Origin of the sequence: Zafaria sp. Z1313, from assembly GCF_050563205.1 — a bacterium.
GTDB lineage: Bacteria > Actinomycetota > Actinomycetes > Actinomycetales > Micrococcaceae > JAZDCJ01.
In genome coordinates this window covers 178,313-197,570 of the sequence record NZ_JBNWUK010000006.1, presented here as the reverse complement: position 1 = coordinate 197,570, position 19,258 = coordinate 178,313, and the positions used below count along the sequence as shown (strand labels likewise).

At 72.7% G+C, this 19,258-nt stretch carries 20 protein-coding genes and 2 pseudogenes; 9 read left to right on the top strand and 13 right to left on the bottom strand.

Going from position 1 to position 19,258, the window contains the following annotated elements:
* Nucleotides 1-8 precede the first annotated feature (8 nt).
* On the bottom strand, nt 9-1,271 hold the full coding sequence (locus ACQ3I4_RS08625; protein WP_329864319.1) for an IS256 family transposase: 1,263 nt from the start codon (nt 1,269-1,271) through the stop codon (nt 9-11).
* 68 nt (nt 1,272-1,339) lie between these two features.
* On the opposite strand from ACQ3I4_RS08625, the pseudogene ACQ3I4_RS08620 reads away from it, so the two are divergent.
* The 4 genes and pseudogenes from ACQ3I4_RS08620 to ACQ3I4_RS08605 all read left to right on the top strand — a co-directional run.
* Nucleotides 1,340-1,615 (top strand): annotated as a pseudogene (locus ACQ3I4_RS08620) (recombinase family protein); the annotation flags it as partial.
* A gap of 3 nt (nt 1,616-1,618) precedes the next feature.
* A complete protein-coding gene (locus tag ACQ3I4_RS08615; RefSeq protein ID WP_430633345.1) occupies nt 1,619-3,076 on the top strand; it encodes a Mu transposase C-terminal domain-containing protein in 1,458 nt (485 codons plus the stop codon).
* A gap of 67 nt (nt 3,077-3,143) precedes the next feature.
* On the top strand, nt 3,144-3,485 hold the full coding sequence (locus tag ACQ3I4_RS08610) for a hypothetical protein (protein WP_430633344.1): 342 nt from the start codon (nt 3,144-3,146) through the stop codon (nt 3,483-3,485).
* A 15-nt stretch (nt 3,486-3,500) separates the two neighbouring features.
* Complete coding sequence (locus ACQ3I4_RS08605) at nt 3,501-3,968, top strand: AAA family ATPase (RefSeq protein ID WP_430633343.1); 468 nt, start codon at nt 3,501-3,503, stop codon at nt 3,966-3,968.
* Nucleotides 3,969-4,007: 39 nt separating this feature from the next.
* Here ACQ3I4_RS08605 and ACQ3I4_RS08600 read toward each other — a convergent pair.
* The 3 genes and pseudogenes from ACQ3I4_RS08600 to ACQ3I4_RS08590 all read right to left on the bottom strand — a co-directional run.
* Nucleotides 4,008-4,106 (bottom strand): annotated as a pseudogene (locus ACQ3I4_RS08600) (dioxygenase); the annotation flags it as partial.
* A 31-nt stretch (nt 4,107-4,137) separates the two neighbouring features.
* Nucleotides 4,138-4,917, bottom strand: coding sequence for a peptidyl-tRNA hydrolase (locus ACQ3I4_RS08595; RefSeq protein ID WP_430633342.1), 780 nt, complete (start codon nt 4,915-4,917; stop codon nt 4,138-4,140).
* 9 nt (nt 4,918-4,926) lie between these two features.
* Nucleotides 4,927-5,619, bottom strand: a complete 693-nt coding sequence (locus ACQ3I4_RS08590; protein ID WP_430633341.1) for a hypothetical protein — start codon at nt 5,617-5,619, stop codon at nt 4,927-4,929.
* A gap of 231 nt (nt 5,620-5,850) precedes the next feature.
* Between ACQ3I4_RS08590 and ACQ3I4_RS08585 the strand changes: the two genes are divergently transcribed.
* Nucleotides 5,851-7,017 carry a ferrochelatase gene (locus ACQ3I4_RS08585; RefSeq protein WP_329861108.1) on the top strand — a complete coding sequence of 389 codons (1,167 nt, stop codon included), beginning with the start codon at nt 5,851-5,853 and terminating at the stop codon, nt 7,015-7,017.
* Here ACQ3I4_RS08585 and ACQ3I4_RS08580 read toward each other — a convergent pair.
* The 7 genes from ACQ3I4_RS08580 to ACQ3I4_RS08550 all read right to left on the bottom strand — a co-directional run bounded on the left by ACQ3I4_RS08580 (nt 7,014) and on the right by ACQ3I4_RS08550 (nt 14,405).
* Nucleotides 7,014-7,568 (bottom strand): MarR family winged helix-turn-helix transcriptional regulator, encoded by a 555-nt coding sequence (locus tag ACQ3I4_RS08580; protein ID WP_329861109.1) that lies wholly within the window; start codon nt 7,566-7,568, stop codon nt 7,014-7,016. The genes ACQ3I4_RS08585 and ACQ3I4_RS08580 overlap by 4 nt on opposite strands.
* 73 nt (nt 7,569-7,641) lie before the next feature.
* The gene (locus ACQ3I4_RS08575; RefSeq protein WP_430633340.1) at nt 7,642-9,174 is read right to left on the bottom strand and encodes a cryptochrome/photolyase family protein; all 1,533 of its coding nucleotides are present in this window, start codon (nt 9,172-9,174) and stop codon (nt 7,642-7,644) included.
* Nucleotides 9,175-9,190: 16 nt separating this feature from the next.
* Nucleotides 9,191-10,408, bottom strand: a complete 1,218-nt coding sequence (locus ACQ3I4_RS08570; RefSeq protein WP_430633339.1) for a prenyltransferase — start codon at nt 10,406-10,408, stop codon at nt 9,191-9,193.
* On the bottom strand, nt 10,405-10,734 hold the full coding sequence (locus tag ACQ3I4_RS08565) for a lycopene cyclase domain-containing protein (RefSeq protein WP_329861113.1): 330 nt from the start codon (nt 10,732-10,734) through the stop codon (nt 10,405-10,407). The genes ACQ3I4_RS08570 and ACQ3I4_RS08565 overlap by 4 nt, the downstream gene beginning before the upstream one ends.
* Nucleotides 10,731-12,311 carry a phytoene desaturase family protein gene (gene crtI / locus ACQ3I4_RS08560; protein WP_430633338.1) on the bottom strand — a complete coding sequence of 527 codons (1,581 nt, stop codon included), beginning with the start codon at nt 12,309-12,311 and terminating at the stop codon, nt 10,731-10,733. Before crtI ends, ACQ3I4_RS08565 begins: the two co-directional genes overlap by 4 nt.
* Nucleotides 12,308-13,279, bottom strand: coding sequence for a squalene/phytoene synthase family protein (locus ACQ3I4_RS08555; RefSeq protein WP_430633337.1), 972 nt, complete (start codon nt 13,277-13,279; stop codon nt 12,308-12,310). The genes crtI and ACQ3I4_RS08555 overlap by 4 nt, the downstream gene beginning before the upstream one ends.
* 1 nt (nt 13,280) lies before the next feature.
* Nucleotides 13,281-14,405: a polyprenyl synthetase family protein gene (locus tag ACQ3I4_RS08550; RefSeq protein WP_430633336.1), complete on the bottom strand. Its 1,125-nt coding sequence runs from the start codon at nt 14,403-14,405 to the stop codon at nt 13,281-13,283.
* An 81-nt stretch (nt 14,406-14,486) separates the two neighbouring features.
* Here ACQ3I4_RS08550 and ACQ3I4_RS08545 point away from each other — a divergent pair, with 81 nt between their 5' ends.
* Together ACQ3I4_RS08545 and ACQ3I4_RS08540 are read left to right on the top strand one after the other, a co-directional pair.
* Entirely contained in the window at nt 14,487-15,428 is a 942-nt protein-coding gene (locus ACQ3I4_RS08545) for a TspO/MBR family protein (RefSeq protein WP_329861117.1), read from the top strand.
* Entirely contained in the window at nt 15,425-16,921 is a 1,497-nt protein-coding gene (locus tag ACQ3I4_RS08540; RefSeq protein WP_430633335.1) for an SDR family oxidoreductase, read from the top strand. Before ACQ3I4_RS08545 ends, ACQ3I4_RS08540 begins: the two co-directional genes overlap by 4 nt.
* Before the next feature lie 28 nt (nt 16,922-16,949).
* Here the strand turns inward: ACQ3I4_RS08540 and ACQ3I4_RS08535 are convergent, their stop codons facing one another.
* The gene (locus ACQ3I4_RS08535) at nt 16,950-17,282 is read right to left on the bottom strand and encodes a hypothetical protein (protein WP_430633334.1); all 333 of its coding nucleotides are present in this window, start codon (nt 17,280-17,282) and stop codon (nt 16,950-16,952) included.
* A gap of 204 nt (nt 17,283-17,486) precedes the next feature.
* Entirely contained in the window at nt 17,487-17,933 is a 447-nt protein-coding gene (locus ACQ3I4_RS08530; protein ID WP_329861121.1) for an Hsp20/alpha crystallin family protein, read from the bottom strand.
* A 185-nt stretch (nt 17,934-18,118) separates the two neighbouring features.
* On the opposite strand from ACQ3I4_RS08530, the gene ACQ3I4_RS08525 reads away from it, so the two are divergent.
* Nucleotides 18,119-18,352 (top strand): hypothetical protein, encoded by a 234-nt coding sequence (locus tag ACQ3I4_RS08525; RefSeq protein WP_329861122.1) that lies wholly within the window; start codon nt 18,119-18,121, stop codon nt 18,350-18,352.
* A 262-nt stretch (nt 18,353-18,614) separates the two neighbouring features.
* Nucleotides 18,615-19,226 (top strand): DUF3800 domain-containing protein, encoded by a 612-nt coding sequence (locus tag ACQ3I4_RS08520; RefSeq protein ID WP_430633333.1) that lies wholly within the window; start codon nt 18,615-18,617, stop codon nt 19,224-19,226.
* The last annotated feature ends 32 nt before the right edge of the window (nt 19,227-19,258 follow it).

Genomic DNA, 19,258 nt, shown 5'->3' with positions numbered 1-19,258 from the left:
CCGGGTGGTCAGATCGGGAGTCGGTTGGGGAATTGGACGGCGAAGGCGTTCAGGGCCTGGTGCCATCCCTGGGTGCCGGTTCCGAGCTCGCCTCCGCGGGTGGTCTCGATGTTCCGGATCCCCAGGTAGACCAGCTTGAGCGCCGCGTCGTCGGAGGGGAACGAGCCCCTGGTCTTGGTGATCTTCCGGAGCTGGTAGTTGATCGATTCGATCTGGTTCGTGGTGTAGATGACCTTGCGTATCTCGGGTGTGAACGCCAGGAACGGGGTGAAGTCCTCCCACGCGTTCCTCCACGCCAGCACCGCCCCGGGGGCCTTGGCCTGCCAGGCCTCGGCGAAGGCCTCCATGGCCAGCTCCGCGGCCTGCACGGTCGGAGCCGTGTAGATCGGACGCATGTCCTTGGCCATCGCCTTGCGGTCCCCGTAGGAGGCGTAGCGCATCGCCGAGCGCAGCAGGTGCACCACGCACGTCTGGACCACGGTCTGCGGGTAGATGCTGTTCACCGCCGCCGGCAGGCCGCTCAGCCCGTCGCAACACAGGACCAGGATGTCCGTGGCGCCGCGATTGCGGATCTCGGTGAGCACGTTGGCCCAGAACTTCGCCCCCTCCGAAGCGCCCAGCCACAGGCCCAGGACCTGCTTGCGGCCCTCGACGTCCACGCCCACGGCGATGTGGCAGGCCCTGTTCGCCACGACCCCGCCGTCACGGATCTTCAGCCAGATCGCGTCGATGTAGACGATCGGATACACCGCTTCCAGCGGCCGGTTCTGCCATTGGGCGACCTCGTCGGCGATGACGTCGGTGACCCGGGAGATCGTCGCGGCGGAGACCTTGGCCCCGTAGATCTCCTCGAGGTGGGCCCCGATGTCGCGGGTGCTCATCCCACGGGCGTAGAGCGAGAGGATCATGTCCTCGACCTTGCCCAGCCGGCGGGACCGCTTGGGCACAATGACCGGCGCGAAGGAGCCGTTCCGATCCCGTGGCACGGTGATCTGCACCGGCCCCTGCAGGGTCTGCACGTTCTTGGTGGTCTTGCCGTTGCGCGAGTTTCCCGTCCCGGCCCCGGCGGGGTCCCCGGACTCGTAGCCGAGGTGGTCGCTCATCTCGGTCTCCAGGCTCCGTTCCAGGACCGCGCGGGTCATTCGCGCCAGCAGCTCCTCGACGCCGTGGCGCCCCTGCCCGAGATCCTCCGCGGCGGTGACGAGGGCGTCGATCTGATCGGCGCTGAGAACGCCTTCAAGAGGGTTCGGAATGGTGTTGGTATCTGCCATGAGGCCCGTCCTTTCAAAGGGGTGAAACCACAGGTCACACCCCAGTTAGAGACCGGACCCTTACACACTCTATGAAACACCCTCTGCTGGCCTCCCTGGCCGAGTATGAGCGCGAGCTGATCGTGGAGCGCGTCAATGCCGGGATCGCCGCCGCACGGAAAGGCGGCACTCGTTTCGGCCGGCCGCTCTCGGACCCTGCGGTGATCGCCGACAAGCTCGCGATCGCGAAGGATGCCCGGTTGAGGGGACGCACCGCCGAGGACGCGGCACGCCTGGTCGGGTGGAGCCGGGCGACGCTCTACCGCCACCTCGGACAAGACGCCGGCTCGATCAAGAGCATGTGATCGATGATGGCCCCGCGAAGCGTTTCGGAGAAACTCGCCTTGCTGGGCCAACATGATGGCGGCGCCCCTTGGACTCGCATCGCCGCCGAGTCGGGGGTGCCGCTGCGGACACTGGCGCGCTGGTCCGCGAAGTATCGCGCCGACCCAACATCTAGGGGTTTGCAGCGTACCCGCCGTACCGATCACGGTCACCGGCGGATCCCGGCCGAACTCATCGAGGCCATCGAAGCACTGGCCCTTCAGCGCCCCGAACCCACCGCCGCCTTCATCCACCGCCGCGTGGGCGACATCGCGGCCGACCGCGGACTCAGTCCGCCGAGTTACTCCAGTGTTCGTGCGATCATCGGTTCCATCGACCCGGGACTTCGCACGCTTGCGCAAGAAGGGGATGCCGCGTACCGGGATCGCTTCGAGTTGGTGTTCCGCCGCGCCACTGCCCGCCCCAACGAGCAGTGGCAGGCCGACCATACACTGCTGGACATCATGGTCCTGGGCAGGAAAGGGACCGCGGTGCGGCCGTGGCTCACGGTCGTGTTGGATGACTATTCCCGCGCCGTTGCCGGATACACCCTCTTCACCGGGGCCCCGTCGGCGGAACAAACCGCGCTGGCCCTGCACCAGGCCGTCAACACCAAGACCAACCCAACCTGGCCGATCTATGGCTTGCCCGAGGTGCTCTACAGCGACCACGGGTCTGATTTCACCTCCGAACGCCTCAACCAAGTCTGCCTGGACACCCACGTCCGTCTTATCCACTCCCGGGTCGGCGTCCCGCAGGGGCGCGGGAAGATCGAGCGCTTCTACGGGACCATCGCCACCGAGCTCCTGCCCCACCTGCCCGGCCACATCCCGCACGGGACCCGCGGCGCCCCTGTCACCACCCCCGCGCTCACCCTGGAACAGCTCGATGGGATCCTGGAGCAGTTCATCATCACCGAATACAACTGCCGCCCCCATTCCCAGACGCACGAGGTCCCCGTGCAGCGCTGGGGAGCTTCCGGTTTCATCCCGCGCGCACCGGCGCACCCCGAGGACCTCGACTTGCTCTTGCTCACTGCGACTGCGACCCGGAAGGTGCAACGCGACGGCATCAAGTTCGCCGCCACCCGGTACGTCTCACCCATCCTCGCCGCCTACGTCGGCGAACACGTCACCGTGCGGTTCAATCCCCGCGACGTCGGGGAAATCCGCGTCTACTTCAACGATGCGTTTCTCTGCCGCGCGATCGCACCCGAGCTGGCAGCGGACTCCGTCTCGCTCAAGGAACTGCAAGCCGCTCGGTCGCAACAACGACGAAACCTCAAAAAACAATTGCGGCAACGCCGCAGCCTCGCCGATGCCCTGCCCGCCGATGCCCGCTATGTTCCGCGAACAGCTGCGGATACAGATACGGACGCGAAACAGGACACCATCGAAGAAGTCCCGCCACGACACCGATTGCGCCTCTATGAAACCGACTGATCGCACCCATAGCGTCCTCGGCCCGGGAGATGACGGCCGGCGCTTTCTTTCCGCGGACACTGGCGAGATGAACCTCGGCCCGCCGCCGCAGCACCCGAGGCCGCCATTCCAGCTCACGCGAGAACACCGCCGCTTCACCGAATTCGCAGACGCCGTCCGCGCCCACCGCTACATCGGTCTGTGCTGGGGATCGCCTGGGGTCGGCAAAACCCTTTCGGCCCGGCATTACGCCGGCGCCGACGATTGGGAACAATGGCAGCTGCCCTTCCCCGAGCACCTCGATCCCGTACCTGAACGCGTGCTCGAATCCCGCACCGCATTCTTCACCCCCACGGTCTCGGCAAGCGTCCGGGAAATTGGCCAAGGGCTCCCGCGCGTCTGCCAACAGATTTCCTATGCTCTCGACTAGGCCGAACACGGCGTCGTGGATCCCTTCATCCACCGCGAGTCACGCTCCAGCGGCCGCACCGAACTGCTCATCATCGACGAGGCCGACCGCCTCAAGACCGCCGGCCTCGAACAGGTCCGCGACTATTTCGATCGGCACACCATGGGCATCATACTCATCGGAATGCCGGGGATCGAAAAGCGCCTGGCCCGCTACCCGCAGCTCTATAGCCGCATCGGCTTCGCGCACGAATACCGCCAACTCACCCCCGAGGAACTCACCGCAGTTTTGACCCGACGTTTCCCGCCAGGGAACGACGAAGCCGATGGCGGTCTCGCACACGCAACAGCCATCGCGACCATCGTCCGCATCACCGGCGGCAACTTCCGCCTCGTCGACCGGCTGACCACCCAGATCGAACGCGTCCAAACGGTCAACGCCCTCGCCGGACTCACCCCCGAGATTGTCGACACTGCACGGCGAGCCCTACTCATCGGCCACTAAGCGCCGCGAAAAACACGCCACTTACCGTTGCGATTCACACCACCCGGCCAGCTCCGCGGTCCACGTCGCGTCGTCGGCCAGCGGCGGGGCGCCGTGGGAGAGGAAGAGGACCGGGGGAAGGGCCGTGGCTGTGCTCATGCGTCCAGCGTACGCCGATTTAGTTGAGAGTTCAAGCAAATCGTTCCACGTCATCGACCACGCACGCCGTCGCCGACCCCGGGGCGATCTCCGTCCGGCCCGCATCCTGGATCAGCGGCCCGGCCCCGCTCCCGGCGACGGCCTGGTCAAACGCCGCTGCGCCCAACCGCCGCACCGCGAGCGGGCGCCCGGCGCGCAGCCAGGCGTCCAGCCGCGCCGGATCCGCCGCGAGCAGCCACGCGAAGAGCGCGTGCGCGGCCTGCGCCGCCGCCTTGCCCGTGGACATGCCCAGGGCGTCGTTGAGCACCACCACGAGCCCCGCGGGATCCCCGGAGGGCGCGGCGCCGGGGCCCGCCCCGGGCGCGCCCCCTCCCTTCGCACCGCGCTCGGCCGGGACGGCGTGGCCGGCCGGTGTGGCACGCGGCAGCTCGGTGCCCGAGACCTGGAGCTTGCGGATCCGCGGCGGGACCGCATCGGCGGCGACGGGCTCGAACGCGATCGCCCGGCCCGCGCCGGACGCGGCGAGCGCATGGTCGGGGAACCCGTCCCGGACCTTGGCGAACGCCTTGGCGTCGGCGCGCCGGACGGCCTTCGCGAAGGAGCCCTCGGCCCACGGCCTCCACCCGGCGGCCTCGGGCGCGGCGATGAACGCGGCCACGGAAGCGAGCGCGGCGGCCGCGATGCCCTCGGCCTCCGGGGCCGGATCCCCGCGATCGACGAGCAGCACGATCTGCTGGACCAGTTCGGCCGCCGCCCCGGGAGGCGGGACGGGGCCGGGAGGCGCGGGTTCGGCGTCGTACTGCTGGCTCACCCGGCCAGTCTAGGGGCGCGCGGACCCCACCGGCTCCCACGCGGTCACGGCCACCGCGCCGCCGTCCACGATGTCGAGGTCCACGGGGAGCTTGGCGCGCTCGGCGCCCGCGTACGGCGCCACGAGCAGCGTGCCCGCGCGTGTGTCGCCCGCCCCCGCCATGGCATTCCACCCCAGGAGGGCGCGGGCCGCTCCACCGGGTTCGAGGACGACGACGGCGAGGGCCGCAGTGCGGGGCGGGGCGTCCGGCGAACGGCCGGGCGCATCCGGCGCCCGCCGGCGGACCGCGAGCACCACGGAGAACCACAGCGCGAGGAAGCGGGGCGCGCGGGAGGCGGCATCGGCGTCGTCCTCCCCGTCACTGGTCCGGGGAAGGACGAGGCGGGCCAGGGCGAAGACGAGGGCGCCGAGCAGCAGCGCCGAGGCGAGCGGCACGAGGAGGTTCCACGGGGCTTGCGATGTGGCGACCCAGCGCGGGACGGTCGTCGGCAGCACGAGGCCGGCCGCCTCGACGGGGATCCGGGAGGTGCCCGCGGCAAGGGCGTCGTAGAGGGCACCGCCGCCCCACCAGAGCAGGGCCGCGGCGAGGGCCGCCCAGCGCGCGGCGCGGAGGGAACCGTGGCGGGGGCGCACGGGGCGGGCGTCGGAGTCGTCGCGCGGGGAGCCGGACGATGGCGCGGCGTGCGGGTGGTTGGAGGCCACGGCCCCAGCCTAGGCGCCGGCACGCCCGGCGCCCGGCCACCGACGCCGCCCGCTACCCTCACCCGCGCTTGCCTTCCCCTCATCACGATCCATCCCTGCGCTGTCATAGCGCGCGCGTCACGACGATTCCCCGGTGGGTGTTGCGGGGCAAGACGAGAGGGGGTGAGGGAAGAATTTAGCTAGACAGGCATGATACTTTCTACGCAAGAGACCTAGGAAGAGGCGGAACCCATGACCAGCAGCGCCCGGACGCAGCCCCACGTCGAACAGCCCACGGACTACGACGCCGTGCTCCTGCTTTCCTTCGGCGGCCCCGAAGGGCAGGACGACGTCATCCCGTTCCTGCGCAACGTCACGCGCGGCCGCGGAATCCCCGACGAACGACTCGAGGAAGTCGCCACGCACTACCGCCACTTCGGCGGCGTGAGCCCGATCAACGCGCAGAACCGCGCGCTGCGCGAGGCCCTCGAGGCCGAGCTGCGCCGCCGCGGCAGCCGGCTCCCCGTCCTGTGGGGGAACCGGAACTGGGCACCATTCGCCGACGACGTCCTGCGGGAGGCGGCCGACGCCGGGATGGGCCGCGTCCTGGCCGTGACCACGAGCGCCTACTCCTCCTACTCCAGCTGCCGCCAGTACCGGGAGGACCTGGCACGCGCCGGCTCGGCCGCGGGAGGCCGGATCGAGCTGGACAAGGTCCGCCAGTACTTCGACCACCCGGGATTCGTCCGGCCCTTCGTCGAGACGGTCGCGGCAGCGCTGCGCGACCTGGTCCACGACGACGCGTCGCTCGATCCGGCCACGGACATCGAGCTCCTCTTCGCCACCCATTCGATTCCGCTCGGCGACGCCGAGGCCTCGGGCCCTCCCGCGCGGGACTTCGGCGGGGGCGGCGCCTACGCCGCCCAGCACCGGGCCATCGCCGGGCTCGTGGCCGGGGAGGCGGCGCGGGAGTTCGCGGCCCAGACCGGGCGGGACGCAGTGACCCCGCCGTGGCAGCTGGTCTACCAGTCGCGTTCCGGGCCCGCCTCGCAGCCTTGGCTCGAGCCGGATGTGAACGACGCGATCTCCGCGCTGCCCGGGGTGGGTCGCCGGGCCGTGGTCGTGGTGCCGATCGGCTTCGTCTCCGACCACATGGAGGTCATGTGGGACCTCGACGAGGAGGCGGCCGAGACGGCCCGCGACGCCGGACTCGCGTTCATCCGCACGCCCACTCCGGGCACGCATCCGGCGTTCGTCGCGGGGCTCGCGGACCTTGTCGAGGAGCGGCTCTCCGGGGTCCCGGCCTCCGAGCGGGCCCGGACCACGCCCCTCGGCCCGTGGTACGACGTCTGCCGGCCGGGCTGCTGCGCCAAGGCGGGACGCCCGTTCCTGCCGGCCGCCGCGGGGATCGAGCCCTAGGCGCCAGGTTCCGCCGCGCCGAGGCTCGCGCTCAAGTCGTCCGCCGACTCCCGCAGGTAGCGGATGACGACGTCGCGCTCGGCGGGCGTGAGCCGCGCGGCCGCGCCGAAGCGCACGGCGTGGTGCCGGCCGACCTGCTCCCGCGCGACCAGGTGCGTCTCGGCGGTGACCTCGATGCGTTGCGAGCGGCGGTCCGTGGGATGCGGGCTCCGGACCACATGGCCTCCTGCCTCGAGCCGGTCGAGGAGCTTGGTGATGGACGCGGTCGTGATCCCGAGGTGCCGGGCGAGAGCGCCGGGCGTCACCGTGCCGCCGGTGTTCTTCGCGGAGATGAGGAAGCGGATCGCCCGCATGTCCGTCTCGCCGAGCCGCATGTAGCGCTGGGAGGCCGCGGCGATCGCGCGTTCGGCCGCGCGCAGGCGCCCCATCTGCTCCATGATCGCGTCGACCTGCGCCAGCTCCGCCGGGCCCAGCCCGCCGCGGTCGACGAGGCGCCCCTCGGGATCGCTCGAGGCCAGGCTGAACGACTCGTGCCGCGGTGCGTCGGTCATGGGCTCAGGCACCTCTCGGGTTTCTCTCGCCGCTGGGCCGCGGCTGGGCTGGTATCAAGGTTGGCTAACTATCCTAGCCCCGCGCGGCGCGCATGCGGGCATGGGCCTCGAGCGTCGCCGCCCGGCTCTCGGCGAGGTCGACGACGGGGTCCCTCACCTCGGGCGCGAACCGGGCCGCGTACCGCCCGGCCGGGTCGAAGCGGGCGCGCTGCCGCTCGGGGTTGAGCACCCGGAAGTAGGGCGCGGCGTCGTTCCCGCAGCCCGCGACCCACTGCCAGTTCACCGGGTTGGAGGCGGCGTCGGCGTCCACGAGCGTGTCCCAGAACCAGGCCTCGCCGTCCCTCCAGTGCAGCCCCAGGTTCTTCACGAGGAAGCTCGCGGTGACCATGCGGGCCCGGTTGTGCATCCAACCCGTCCTCCACAGCTGGCGCATGCCGGCGTCGACCATGGCGAAGCCCGTCTCGCCCCGGCGCCACGCGGAGAACGCCGCGGCCTCTCCGGGTCCGTCGCCGGCCCGCGCCCAGTCGAAGGCGTCGAACTCCGGCCGCAGGTTCTCCGTGGGAAGCCGGGGCTCGTGGTGCAGCTGGTGCCAGGAGAACTCCCGCCACAGCAGCTGCCGTTGCAGCTGGGCGGCCGAGCCGGCGTCGTCCGCGGCGGCACGGGACTCCTCCACGGCCCACCAGAGCTGGTGCGGGCTCACGTGCCCCCAGCGCAGCGCCGGCGACAGGCGGGACGTTCCGTCGAGGTCGGGCCGGTCGCGCTCGGCGCCGTAGGCGGCCAGCCCGCCGGCGCGAACCTGATCGAGGCGCTCCAGCGCGGCGGACTCCCCCGGGCGCCAGGCCTCGTCGAGCCCCCTGGTCCACGCGGCGCCGCGGGCGTCGAGGCCCCAGTCGGCGAGCGCATCGGAGCGCGGGAGCCGCGCCGGTTCCCCCGCCGGGGCTGCGGAGCACGACGGCGGACCGTCGGACGAGGCACCGGCGCGGACGGTGTCCCGCGCGGCGGGGACGGGCGACGGCGCGGGCGGGATGGTGTCGGCGGCCGGCCGCGGCACGCCCTCGGGCCGGCGGAAGCCTCCCCCGGCGCGGTCGACGACGGCGCGGGAGAAGGGCGTGAAGACGCGGTAGTGGCCGCCGGTCGAGGTCAGGAGCGTGGCCGGGTCATGCAACAGCAGGGCCCGGTGCGCGTGCACGGCGGCACCGGTCGTGCGCAGTTCCCGGGTGGCCTCGGCGTCCACGGCGCGCTCGGGACCGCCGTGGCGCTCGTTGAAGTGCAGTCCCACCGCCCTTCCGGGACCGGCCCCGCGCCGCCCGGCCGCGAGTGCGCGCACGACGTCGGCGACCTCGCGGGCCGCCGGGCCACTGCGCAGGATGAGCGGCACGCCGAGTCCGGCCAGCCGCTCCCCGAGCTCCTGGAGCGCGTGGTGCAGCCACCACCGCGCCGCCCCGCCGAGCGGGCGGACCCCGGGCGAGGCCTCGTCGAGGACGAACAGTCCGACGGCCGGCCCCGCGGCGAGGGCGGCGGCGAGCGCGGGGTGGTCCGCCGTGCGCAGGTCGTCGCGGAACCACACGACCGAGACCGCGCCCTCGGCACCGTCCCCTCCAGTCATCTCAGCGCCCTTCATGTCAGCGTCCCCACCATGCCGCGATGAGGAGCAGGGTCACGAGGAACCCCGTCACGTAGTTCAACCACAGGAAGCGCCGCCAGCCGGCGTGCGCGGCGGCGGACCCGGCGTCGTCGATCCGCACGAACGGCAGGACGTTGGCCACGTAGGGCAGCGCCAGGAGGGCCGCCCACGGCCCCGGCCACGCCGTTGTCAGCATGAGCGCCCCGGCGAGCAGGTAGGCGGCGGCCGCGCCGCGGACCGTGCGCCGCGCCCCGCACACGGTGGCGATCGAGGCGATCCCCGCCTCGCGGTCCGGCACGACGTCCTGCACCGCCCCGAAGGCGTGGCTCGCCATCCCCCACAGGAAGAACGCTGCCAGCAGCGCGCCCAGCTGCGGCGTGGGTTCCGCCCCGGCGAGCGCGAGCCCGAACACGGCCGGCGAGACGAAGTGCAGGCTCGACGTGGCCGAGTCCAGGCCGGGCACCTCCTTGAAGCGCAGCCCGGGGGCGCTGTAGGCGTAGACGGCGGCGAGGGATCCGGCCAGCACGAGGGCCGAGACCCACGTCCCCCAGGCCAGCAGGACGGCGACGAACGGCGCGCCGGCCAGGCCTGCCGCCCACAGCACCCCTCGATGCCGCGCCTTCTCCAGCACGGCGCCCTCGACACCGCCCTTGCGCGGATTGCGCAGGTCGGAGTCGTGGTCGAAGACGTCGTTGATCCCGTACATCGCGAGGTTGTAGGGCACCAGGAAGAACAGCGTCCCCACCACGAAGGCGGCGTCGACCCGTCCCGCGGTGAGCAGGTAGGCGGCGGCGAAGGGGTAGGCGGTGTTGATCCACGACAGGGGACGGGAGGTCGCGAGCAGCCCCGCGAGGGTGCCGGCCGCCGACGTCCGCCCGCCGTCCGCCGTCGCCCTCACGCCTGCCCCCCTCTCCGCGGGCCCGCCGGCGAGCCAGTACACGGCCGGCACGAGGAGCACGGCGGTCGCGGCGTAGCCGAGGTCCTCCACGGGGGCGAGGCCGATCCGCAGGCCGCTGAGCCCGTGCTCGCCGTAGTCGAACAATCCGGCGGCGATCATCAGGTTGTCGAACACGGCCGTCAGCAGCAGGACCACGGCCAGCGCCCCGCCCACGGGTGGCAGGACGGCGCGCGGCGGGATGCGGCGCAGCAGAAGGGCCGCGGTGAACAGCAACGCGGCCGCCCCGAGGAAGATCCACGTCATCGCGGCAAGGCTCATGCCCGGCCCCCGTCCCGTCCGCGGGCGGCGAGCACGGCCTGCAGCCCGGCGACCAGGACCATCGACTGGTAGCAGAGGAACACCAGGAAGAACGCCTCCTCGAGCGGCAGTTGATCGGCGAGCATGATGCCCGTCATCCAGACCGAGTCGCGGTGCAGGAAGATCCCCTCGGCGATCGCCCACGCATCCCAGGCCAGGAGCACGGCCGTGCCCACGGCCAGGGCCGCGAGGGCCGGCAGCGGGGCGCGGAAGAGGAAGAGGCGGTACCGCGCATCGAGCGCGGTCATGCAGGCGAGGAGCCCGAGCAGGATCAGCAGGTAGGTCACGGCGCGGCCCTCCCGGCGGGCTCGGGCAGCCGCCCACCGCCGGCAAGCCCCATCACGGCCCGGGCCGTGACCTCGGCGCTGATGAGGCACATCGGCACGCCGATGCCGGGCCGGACCGAGCTGCCCGCGTAGTGCAGCCCGTCGACGCGGCGGCTGCGGTTGCCGGGGCGCAGGAACGCGCTCTGGGCCAGGGTGTGCGCGGGCCCCAGGGCGGAGCCCCTCCAGGCGTTGAGCGTCTCGGCGAAGTCCGCCGGGCCGCGCGTGTGGCGCACGGTGATCCGCCCGCGCAGATCCTTGATCCCGGCCCAGGCCGCCAACTGGTCCACGGCCGCGTCCGCGACGGCCTCGACGGCCGGATCCCCGGTCCCGTCCACTCCCCCGCGGCCCCAGTCCGGCCGGGCCGGTGCCGGGACCAGGAGGAACAGGTTCTCGTGGCCGGCCGGCGCGACCGAGGGGTCCGTGGCGCTGGGACGGCAGACGTACATGCTGGTCTCCGGCAACAGCGGCCGTCCCGCGTGGATCCGGCCGAAGTTGTCCGCCCAGTCGCGCGTGAAGAGCAGGTTGTGGTGGGCCAGCTCCGGCAGCGGTCCCCGTACCCCGAGCATCGCCAGGACGGCGCTCGGCCCGGGGTCCCGCCGCCTCCAGCGCCGCTCCGGATGCGTGCGCAGCTCCGCCGGGAGCAGGGCGGTCTCGACGTGGTGCAGGTCCGCGGCGGCGACCACCGTGTCGGCGGCGATCGTGCGCACGGTGCCCGCCCCGTCGTCGTACTGGACGCCCGTGACCCGGGCCCGCGCGGCACCGCGCCGCGCCGTCAGGATCCGGCGCGCCCGCGCCTCCGTGACCAGCCGGACCCCGGCGCCCTCGACGAGGCGGACCATCGCATCGACGAGCGCCGCGAAACCGCCCTGCGGATACAGGACGCCCTGGCCCAGGTCGAGGTGGCTCATGAGGTGGTAGAGCGCCGGCGTGCGGGCCGGGCTGCTGCCCAGGAAGACGGCCGGGTAGCCCAGGACCTGGCGCAGCCGCGGGTCGGCGAAGCGCCGGGCCACGTGCCCCTCGAGGCTCCCGGCGAGCAGCCCGGCCAGGCGCGGGGCGCGGCGCAGCACCTCGGGCCGCAGGAAGGCCGACGGCGTCGCGAAGTCCTCGTAGAGGAAGTGCCCGAGCGCCAGGTCGTGGCTCTCGCGCGCGTCGTCGAGGTAGCGGCGCAGCGCGGGCCCGGCCCCGGGGCTGAGCCGGTCGAAGGCCTCGAGCGCCCGCGGCCCGGCGGTGAGGTCCAGCGGCTCGGACGAGCCCTCGAACCATGTGCGGTAGCCGGGATCGAGCCGGACCAGGTCCAGCTCGGCGGCGGCGCTGCTGCCCATGAGCCGGAACCAGTGGTCGATGACGTCTGGCATGAGGTACCAGGACGGGCCCGTGTCGAAGCGGAAGCCGCGGTCCTCGATCCGCCCCGCGCGGCCGCCGGGCACGGGATGCTGCTCCAGCACGGTGACCCGGTGGCCAGCGGCGGCGAGCAGCCCCGCCGTCGCAAGTCCCGCGAATCCCGCCCCGATGACGACGACGGAGCCCGGCCCGCTCACGCCGCCCGCCCCGGGCGCGGCACGGGTTCCGAGCCCGGCACGGGTTCCGGGCGCCCCTCGGGTTCCGGGCGTCCCGGGCGCGGGGCGCGGGAGGGCGCCCGTCCCGGGAGTGGCACGGCGAGTACCGAGGCGGCGATCGCGGCCTTGCGGACGGGGCCGACGCGGACGCGGCGGGCCGCGATCCCGGCCGCCGGGGTGCGCTCGAGCTGGAGCAGCAGGCGGCCGAAGAGGCGGTGGGCCAGCAGGACGGCGCGCGCGGCACGGTGGTCGAGGTAGGAGATGCCGGACCGGGCGGCGTCGAGGTCCGCGCGGATCTCGGCGACGAGCTCCGCCTTCCGCGCCTCGCTGAGCGTCCCGCCGGCAGTGCCGGGCAGGTAGCTGCGGCCGAGCCCGGCGGAGTCGGCGGCGAGGTCGCGCAGGAAGTTGACCTTCTGGAACGCGGCGCCGAGCGCGCGGGCGGAGGCCTCGAGCTCGGCGTCGTGGCCGGGTGCGGTGCCGGGCATCGCGGAGAAGACGCGCAGGCACAGCAGCCCGACGACCTCGGCGGAGCCGTAGATGTAGCTCCCGAGCTCGGCGGCGGTGTAGCTGCGGGCGTGGACATCGGCGCGCATGGAGGCGAAGAAGGGGCGGGTCAGTTCCGGGCCGATGCCGTGCGCGCGGGCCGTGGCCGCGAAGGCGTGGACCACGAGGTTGGTGCTGTAGCCGCAGGCGAGCGCGGCCTCCGTCTCCTCTTCCAGCCCGTCGAGAACGGCCGCGATCCGCTCGGGCGGCAGGCCCGCCTCGGCGGCGACGCCGTCGACGACCTCGTCGGCCAGCCGGACCAGGGCGTAGACGTTGGCGATGTGGGCGCGGGTGCGGCGCCCGAGCAGCCGGCAGGCCAGCGAGAACGACGTCGAGTAGGCCTCCAGGACCATGCCGGAGCCGTGGGCGGCGGTCCGGGTGTAGAGGCCGAGCGGGGTCGGGCGCATCTCAGCTGCACCGCTGCATCACGAGGGCACCGAGCCGCTCGATCTCGAGGACGACGCCGGACGGCAGCTTGAGCCCGGCCGCGCGGTCGAGCGCGGACCGGCAGAGCGCGGAGGCGATGCGCCGCGCCTCCCCGGGCGCGCCGCTGGCCTGCAGCGCGCGCTTGGCCGCGGCGGGGTCGGGGTCCTCCCCGCGGCGCCGCGCGTCCCGGTCGGCGCGCAGGAGCGACGCGGCCTCCGGGTCCTGGACGGCGAGGGCGGTCAGTACGGTGCTCTTGCCCTCGCGCAGGTCCGAGTCCGACGGCTTGCCCGTGGCTCCCGGGTGCCCGAACGTCCCGAGGACGTCGTCTGCGATCTGGTAGGCGGCGCCGAGCTCCCGCCCGACGGCGGCGAGCGCGGCGGCCGCGACGGGATCCGCCCCGGCGAGGAGGGCGCCCGCGCGCAACGGGGCCTCGAAGGAGTAGGAGGCGGTCTTGAGCCGTTCCATGCGCAGCACGTCCGCGAGCGGTGCGGGCTCGTCGCCCCAGGACAACAGCACGTCCTCGAGCTCGCCGGCGGCCGCGGCCTCGACGGCCCCGTGGAAGGCGTCGAGGACGTCGTCCGCCTCCCGCCGGCCGGCGACCGCGTCGGCGGCCAGCCGGACCGCGGCGGCCAGGAGCAGGTCCCCAGCGATGATCGCGACGCTGTCGCCGGCGTGGCGGGCGTGCGGCGCGCGTTGCGCCGCGGCGCGTTCGGCGTAGGACGCCCCGACGGTCGGGTTTCCGCGGCGCAGGACGTCGCGGTCGATCACGTCGTCGTGGATGAGCAGGGCCGCGTGGAGCAGTTCGAACGCGCAGGCCAGTCGGTGCATCGGTTCCCGGTCCCCTCCGCCGAAGGCGTCGAAGCCGAGGGCCACGAGCCGCGGCCGGGTCATCTTGCCGCCCGGGACCGTAGACTCGAGCCGGCGCCACAGCCGGGCGGCCTCGGCGGAGAACCGTTCCGCCCGCCGCCTCTGCCGCGCGAGCTGGCTGGCCAGCAGGGACTGGACCGCGTGGATGTCGCCGTCGATCGCCGGTCGGATCGTCCCGGCGTCGGGCGCCGGGGGCCGGTCCGGGGCCAGGGTCGCGGTGTCCGCGCTCGCATCGTCCATGGAAGTATCTTACTTAGTTTATTGTTAGATTGGCTAGCAAGAAGTTCGGGCGGTCCCGCCAGCAGGAGGACACTGATTGCCATGACCGAAAATCCACACGCGGACACGCGCGGCGCCGCGCACATCGGGGCCCCCGCCGGAGGTATCGCTCCCGCCCTCGGGACGGCCGCCGCGGTCGCCGCGGCGATCTTCCTCGCGTTCGTCGGCAGCGGCGCGGCGGGCGGCACGCCGATCCAGGAGGCCGCCGGCGGATGGCTGGACTCCGACAGCACTCCCCTCGCACCCGGCACGGGGGCGTTCCGCATCTGGTCGGTGATCTACGCGGGGCTGGCGGGCTACGCCGTGCTGCAACTCCTGCCGCTCTCGCGCGGCAGCGCCTTCCACGCGCGACTGCGCCCGTGGGCCGCCGCCTCGGCCCTGCTCAACGGCGTCTGGATCTGGGTGGTCCAGGCCGGGCTCCTCTGGCTGAGCCTCATCGTGATCGTGGTGCTGCTCGCCGTGCTGTGCCGGATCCTGATGCTCCTGGGCGAGCGCCGCGGCGCCGCGCGTTCCGAGCTCGTGCTGGTGGACGGGACGTTCGGCCTGTACCTGGGCTGGGTGTCCGTGGCCACGGTCGCCAACGCGGCCGGCTGGCTCGGCTCGCTCGGCGTCGGCGCGACCGGCACGCCGGCCCCGGGAAGCGGGCGCCAGGACTGGGCGGACTGGGTGGAGCCGGCCGGGATCGCGGTGCTCGCCGTAGCGGTCGTCGTCGGGCTCGCGGTCGCCGCCTACGGGCGTGGACGCATCGGCCCCTCCCTGGCCCTCGCGTGGGGACTGGCCTGGATCGCTGCGGGCCGGCTGGGCGACGGACCGGCGTCGCCGCCGATCGCGTGGGCCGCGGCGGTGGCGGCCGGCGCCGTCGCCCTCGGCACGGCCCTGCTGCGCTGGCGGCGGGAACGCACCGTGAAACGCCTTCGGGCAACGGGAGAAGCGGGTGGACGCCCGCCGGCGTCCAGCGGGCCGAGGGAAACGGGCGACGCATGAGCCGCATCGCCGTCGCGGGAGCCACCGGCTACATCGGCGGCCGCCTCGTGCCTCGGCTGATCGAGGCCGGCCACGAGGTCCGCGTCCTCACCCGCCGCGCGGCCCGATTGCGCGACATCCCCTGGGCGGGGTCGGTCGAGGTGGTCGAGGGAAGCTGCGAGGAGCGGGAGGCGGCCGAACGCCTGTGCGCCGGTGTGGACACCCTCTACTACCTGGTGCATTCCATGGGCGGGCATCCGGACTTCGAAGACGCCGAGGAACGCTGTGCCCGCGTGATGGCCGAGGCCGCCCGGACCCGTGGCGTGGGGCGGATCGTCTACCTCTCGGGGCTGCATCCCGACGGGGAGCTCAGCCGGCACCTGCGCTCCCGGGTGCGCGTGGGAGAGCTCCTGTCCGCGTCGGGAGTCCCCACGGTGGTCCTCCAGGCGGGGCTCGTCATCGGATCCGGCTCGGCGAGCTTCGAGATGGTGCGGCACCTGACCGAAGTCCTGCCCGTCATGCCCGCGCCGCGGTGGGTGCTCAATCGCGTCCAGCCCATCGCCGTGCGCGACGCCCTGCACTACTTGTGCGCGTGCGCCTCGCTGCCTGCCGGAACCTCAGGGGCGTTCGACGTCGGAGGCCCGGAAGCGCACAGCTACGCCGACATGATGCGCCTCTACGCCGAGGCCGCGGGACTGCGGCGGCCCGCGATCCTCCCGCTCCCCGTCCTCACGCCATGGCTGGCCGCCCAATGGGTGAACCTCGTGACGCCGATCCCGCGCTCGCTCGCCGTTCCACTCGTCGGCTCCCTGCAACACGACTGCGTGGTGCGCGAACGGCGCATAGACCACCTCGTCCCGCGCCCCGCCGGCGGACTGACGCCCTACCGCCGGGCCGTGGAACTCGCCCTGGAGAAGATCGGCACCGACGCCGTGGAGACCTCGTGGGCCACCGCGCACGCCGTCGCCCAGCCCGCCGACCCGTTGCCCAGCGATCCTGACTGGGCCGGGCGCCCCGTCTACGTCGACGTCCGCGAGCTCGACGTCGACGCTCCCCCGGAAGCCGTGTTCGGCGTCGTCCAGGGAATCGGCGGAGGAAACGGCTGGTACTCGCTGCCGGGCGCCTGGGGCGTCCGCGGGCTGATCGACAAGCTCGCCGGCGGCGTGGGACTGCGGCGCGGCCGCCGCAGCAGCACGCGCCTCCTGCTCGGCGACGTCGTCGACTTCTGGCGCGTCGAGGAAGTGGAGCAGGACCGGCTCCTGCGGCTTCGCGCGGAGATGCGCGTCCCCGGAAACGCGTGGCTCGAGTTCACGATCGAACCGCGGGGATCCGGCAGCCTGTACCGCCAGCGGGCCGTCTTCTTCCCCCGCGGGCTCGCCGGGCGGCTCTACTGGTGGTCAGTGGCCCCGTTTCACGGCCACATCTTCGGCTCGATGGTGCGCCGCATCACCGCCGCGGCCCTGCAGGCCGCCGGCACGGAAACCGCCCCCGGGCCGGAGCCGGCGGGCCGCTGAGGCTCCGGCGCGGCCCGGGCCGCCGGCATCACCCTTCCGGAGGGATCGCGATGGACTCCTCCCCGCAGACGAGCAGCAGCCCGGAAGCATCGCCTTCGAGGGCGCATGCGGCGGGATCGATCCGCGCACCCTCCGTGAACGTCCCGCCGAGCGCGAGCATCCCCACCGCGGCCGCCGCGGTCAGGACGTAGGTGACGAGCATCCAGCCGTGGCCCGAGGGTCCGGCGTGGAACACGTAGCCGGGGTCGGGGGCAAGCGCTCCGTGCATCCAGAGCACGACATGCAGCAGCCCGCCGCCCGCCGCCACGCAGGCCGCGGCGACGCCCCAGGCCCGGCGCGGCCCGCCGTCGTTCCGTTCCATACGCCCCTCACTGCCGCCGGCCGTCCGCTGTACCTACCCATCATGCCCCCGGGATCCCCCTCCGGGTCGTCGTCGCGGAGGGATGCCGGGAGGGGCCGGCGGGCGGCGCCGACACGCGGGCGCCCGGCTCCCGCGGACCAGGAGGTCCGCCGGAACCGGGCGCGTCGGACCGGGCGGCGATGCGCCGCTCGGCAGGAGTGCGGCCTACTGCTCGGAGGCCTCCGAGCCGGCGAGCTCTCCGACCTCGGCGTGCTCGCCGGTCCGGACGGCGATCTTGCGCGGCTTGGCGCTCTCGCGGACCGGGATGACCACGGACAGCACGCCGTTCTCGTAGCGGGCGGTGATGTTCTCCGTGTCGACGCCCTGGCCGAGGTTGAGCTGGCGCAGGAAGCTGCCGCCGCGGCGTTCGCGGTTGAGCCATTTCACGCCCTCCGCGCCCGAGAGCGTGCGCTCGGCGCGGATGGTGAGCAGCTGGCCGTCGACGTCGATGTCCACGGAACCGGGGTCGATGCCCGGCAGGTCGGCGTCGAGGATGTAGCGGTCGCCCTGGCGGTAGAGGTCCATGGGCATCTCGCGCAGGCCCTGGCGGTTGTCGAGCAGCGCGCCGGCCATGCGGTCGAGTTCGCGGAACGGATCGAAGTTCGTAGCCATGTTGATCAACTCCTGTGGTGTGGCACCGTGCGTGCCATCGGCGGTTCGGTGGCGGATTCGGCCTCCGCCAGAGTTGAGCGTCATGCGCTCAACTTGTCTCGAATTTAGCACTCTACCCTCGAGAGTGCCAATAGTTTTCCGCCCCGTTCTCCGACGGCGAACCCGCCCCGTGCAACGATGGATCCATGCGCTCCGCACCCCTCTGGCTCAAGATCCTCGTCACCGTGACCGGGCTACTGGTCCTCGCGGCCTCGTTCACCGGACTGGCCGCGGGCTCGCCCCTGCCCACGATCGCCTTCATCGGCGCGGCGGGCCTCCTGGCCTACTTGGGGATCGACGAACTGCGCTCCCGCGGCGCCCGGGCGGCGCGCGCCCGCGATTCCGGGAACGACGCCGGACGGCCGGGTCCGGCGGACTGAGCGCCCTCGCGGGCCAGACGAATCCGGCCCCGTGCGTCCGTCGACGCGGCGCATCTCAACGACGGAGGGAACCACCGCCGCAGGCTTGTTGTCGGACGCGTCGGATAGATTCGCTTCACGTGACTGTCTCTTCGACGGAAGGAGCCAAGCTAGCCATGTTGTTGGCGTACCTCGACGAGTCGAGCCGAGGAGCGAAGGGGAATTTCTACTACGTCGGTCCCTTCTCGTCACCGAACATCAAGCCAGGTTCATCGAGGAACAGATGAACGGAATCGGCCAGCTGATTTCCGACCAGATCCCGGGATTCGATCCGACGACGGAGTTCCACGCCACCGATGTCTTCCAAGTCCGTGGAGCGTGGAAGTCCGTCCCCATCCCGATCCGGACTCGAGCGTGCCGTTTGGCGGCCAAGGCACTGGGGGACTCAGGCGCGGATTTCTTCCTCCGCGGCGTCGACGTCCGCGCCCTGCGCCAACGCTACTCCGTGGCGCACGATCCCCACGTGCTCGCGGTGTGCCAGTCCCTCGAGTCCATGCAAGAGCACACCAGCTCAAAGGGCGGGAAGGGACCAAACGTCTTGGTGATCGCCGACGAACACCACACGGCGAAGGACAGCCGAACGCGCTTCGCCGGGCTACGCCGCGCGCCACTTAACGGGTTCACACGGCTGACGCTGTCCAACTTCCTCGACACCATCTACTTCGGCCCCTCGGACCACAGCCGGCTCTTGCAAGCGGCTGACCTTGCCACGTTCTTCTTGACTCGTATCCGCCATGAACAGCCTGAGCGGCATCCCGAGGCGATCAAGGCCCTGAACTCCATCCGTAAAGACCTCAAGAAGATCACTCGACGGGAGTACCTATGGTCGCCTTAAACTCGAAACCCCCGCGTGGGCGGGGGCTCGGA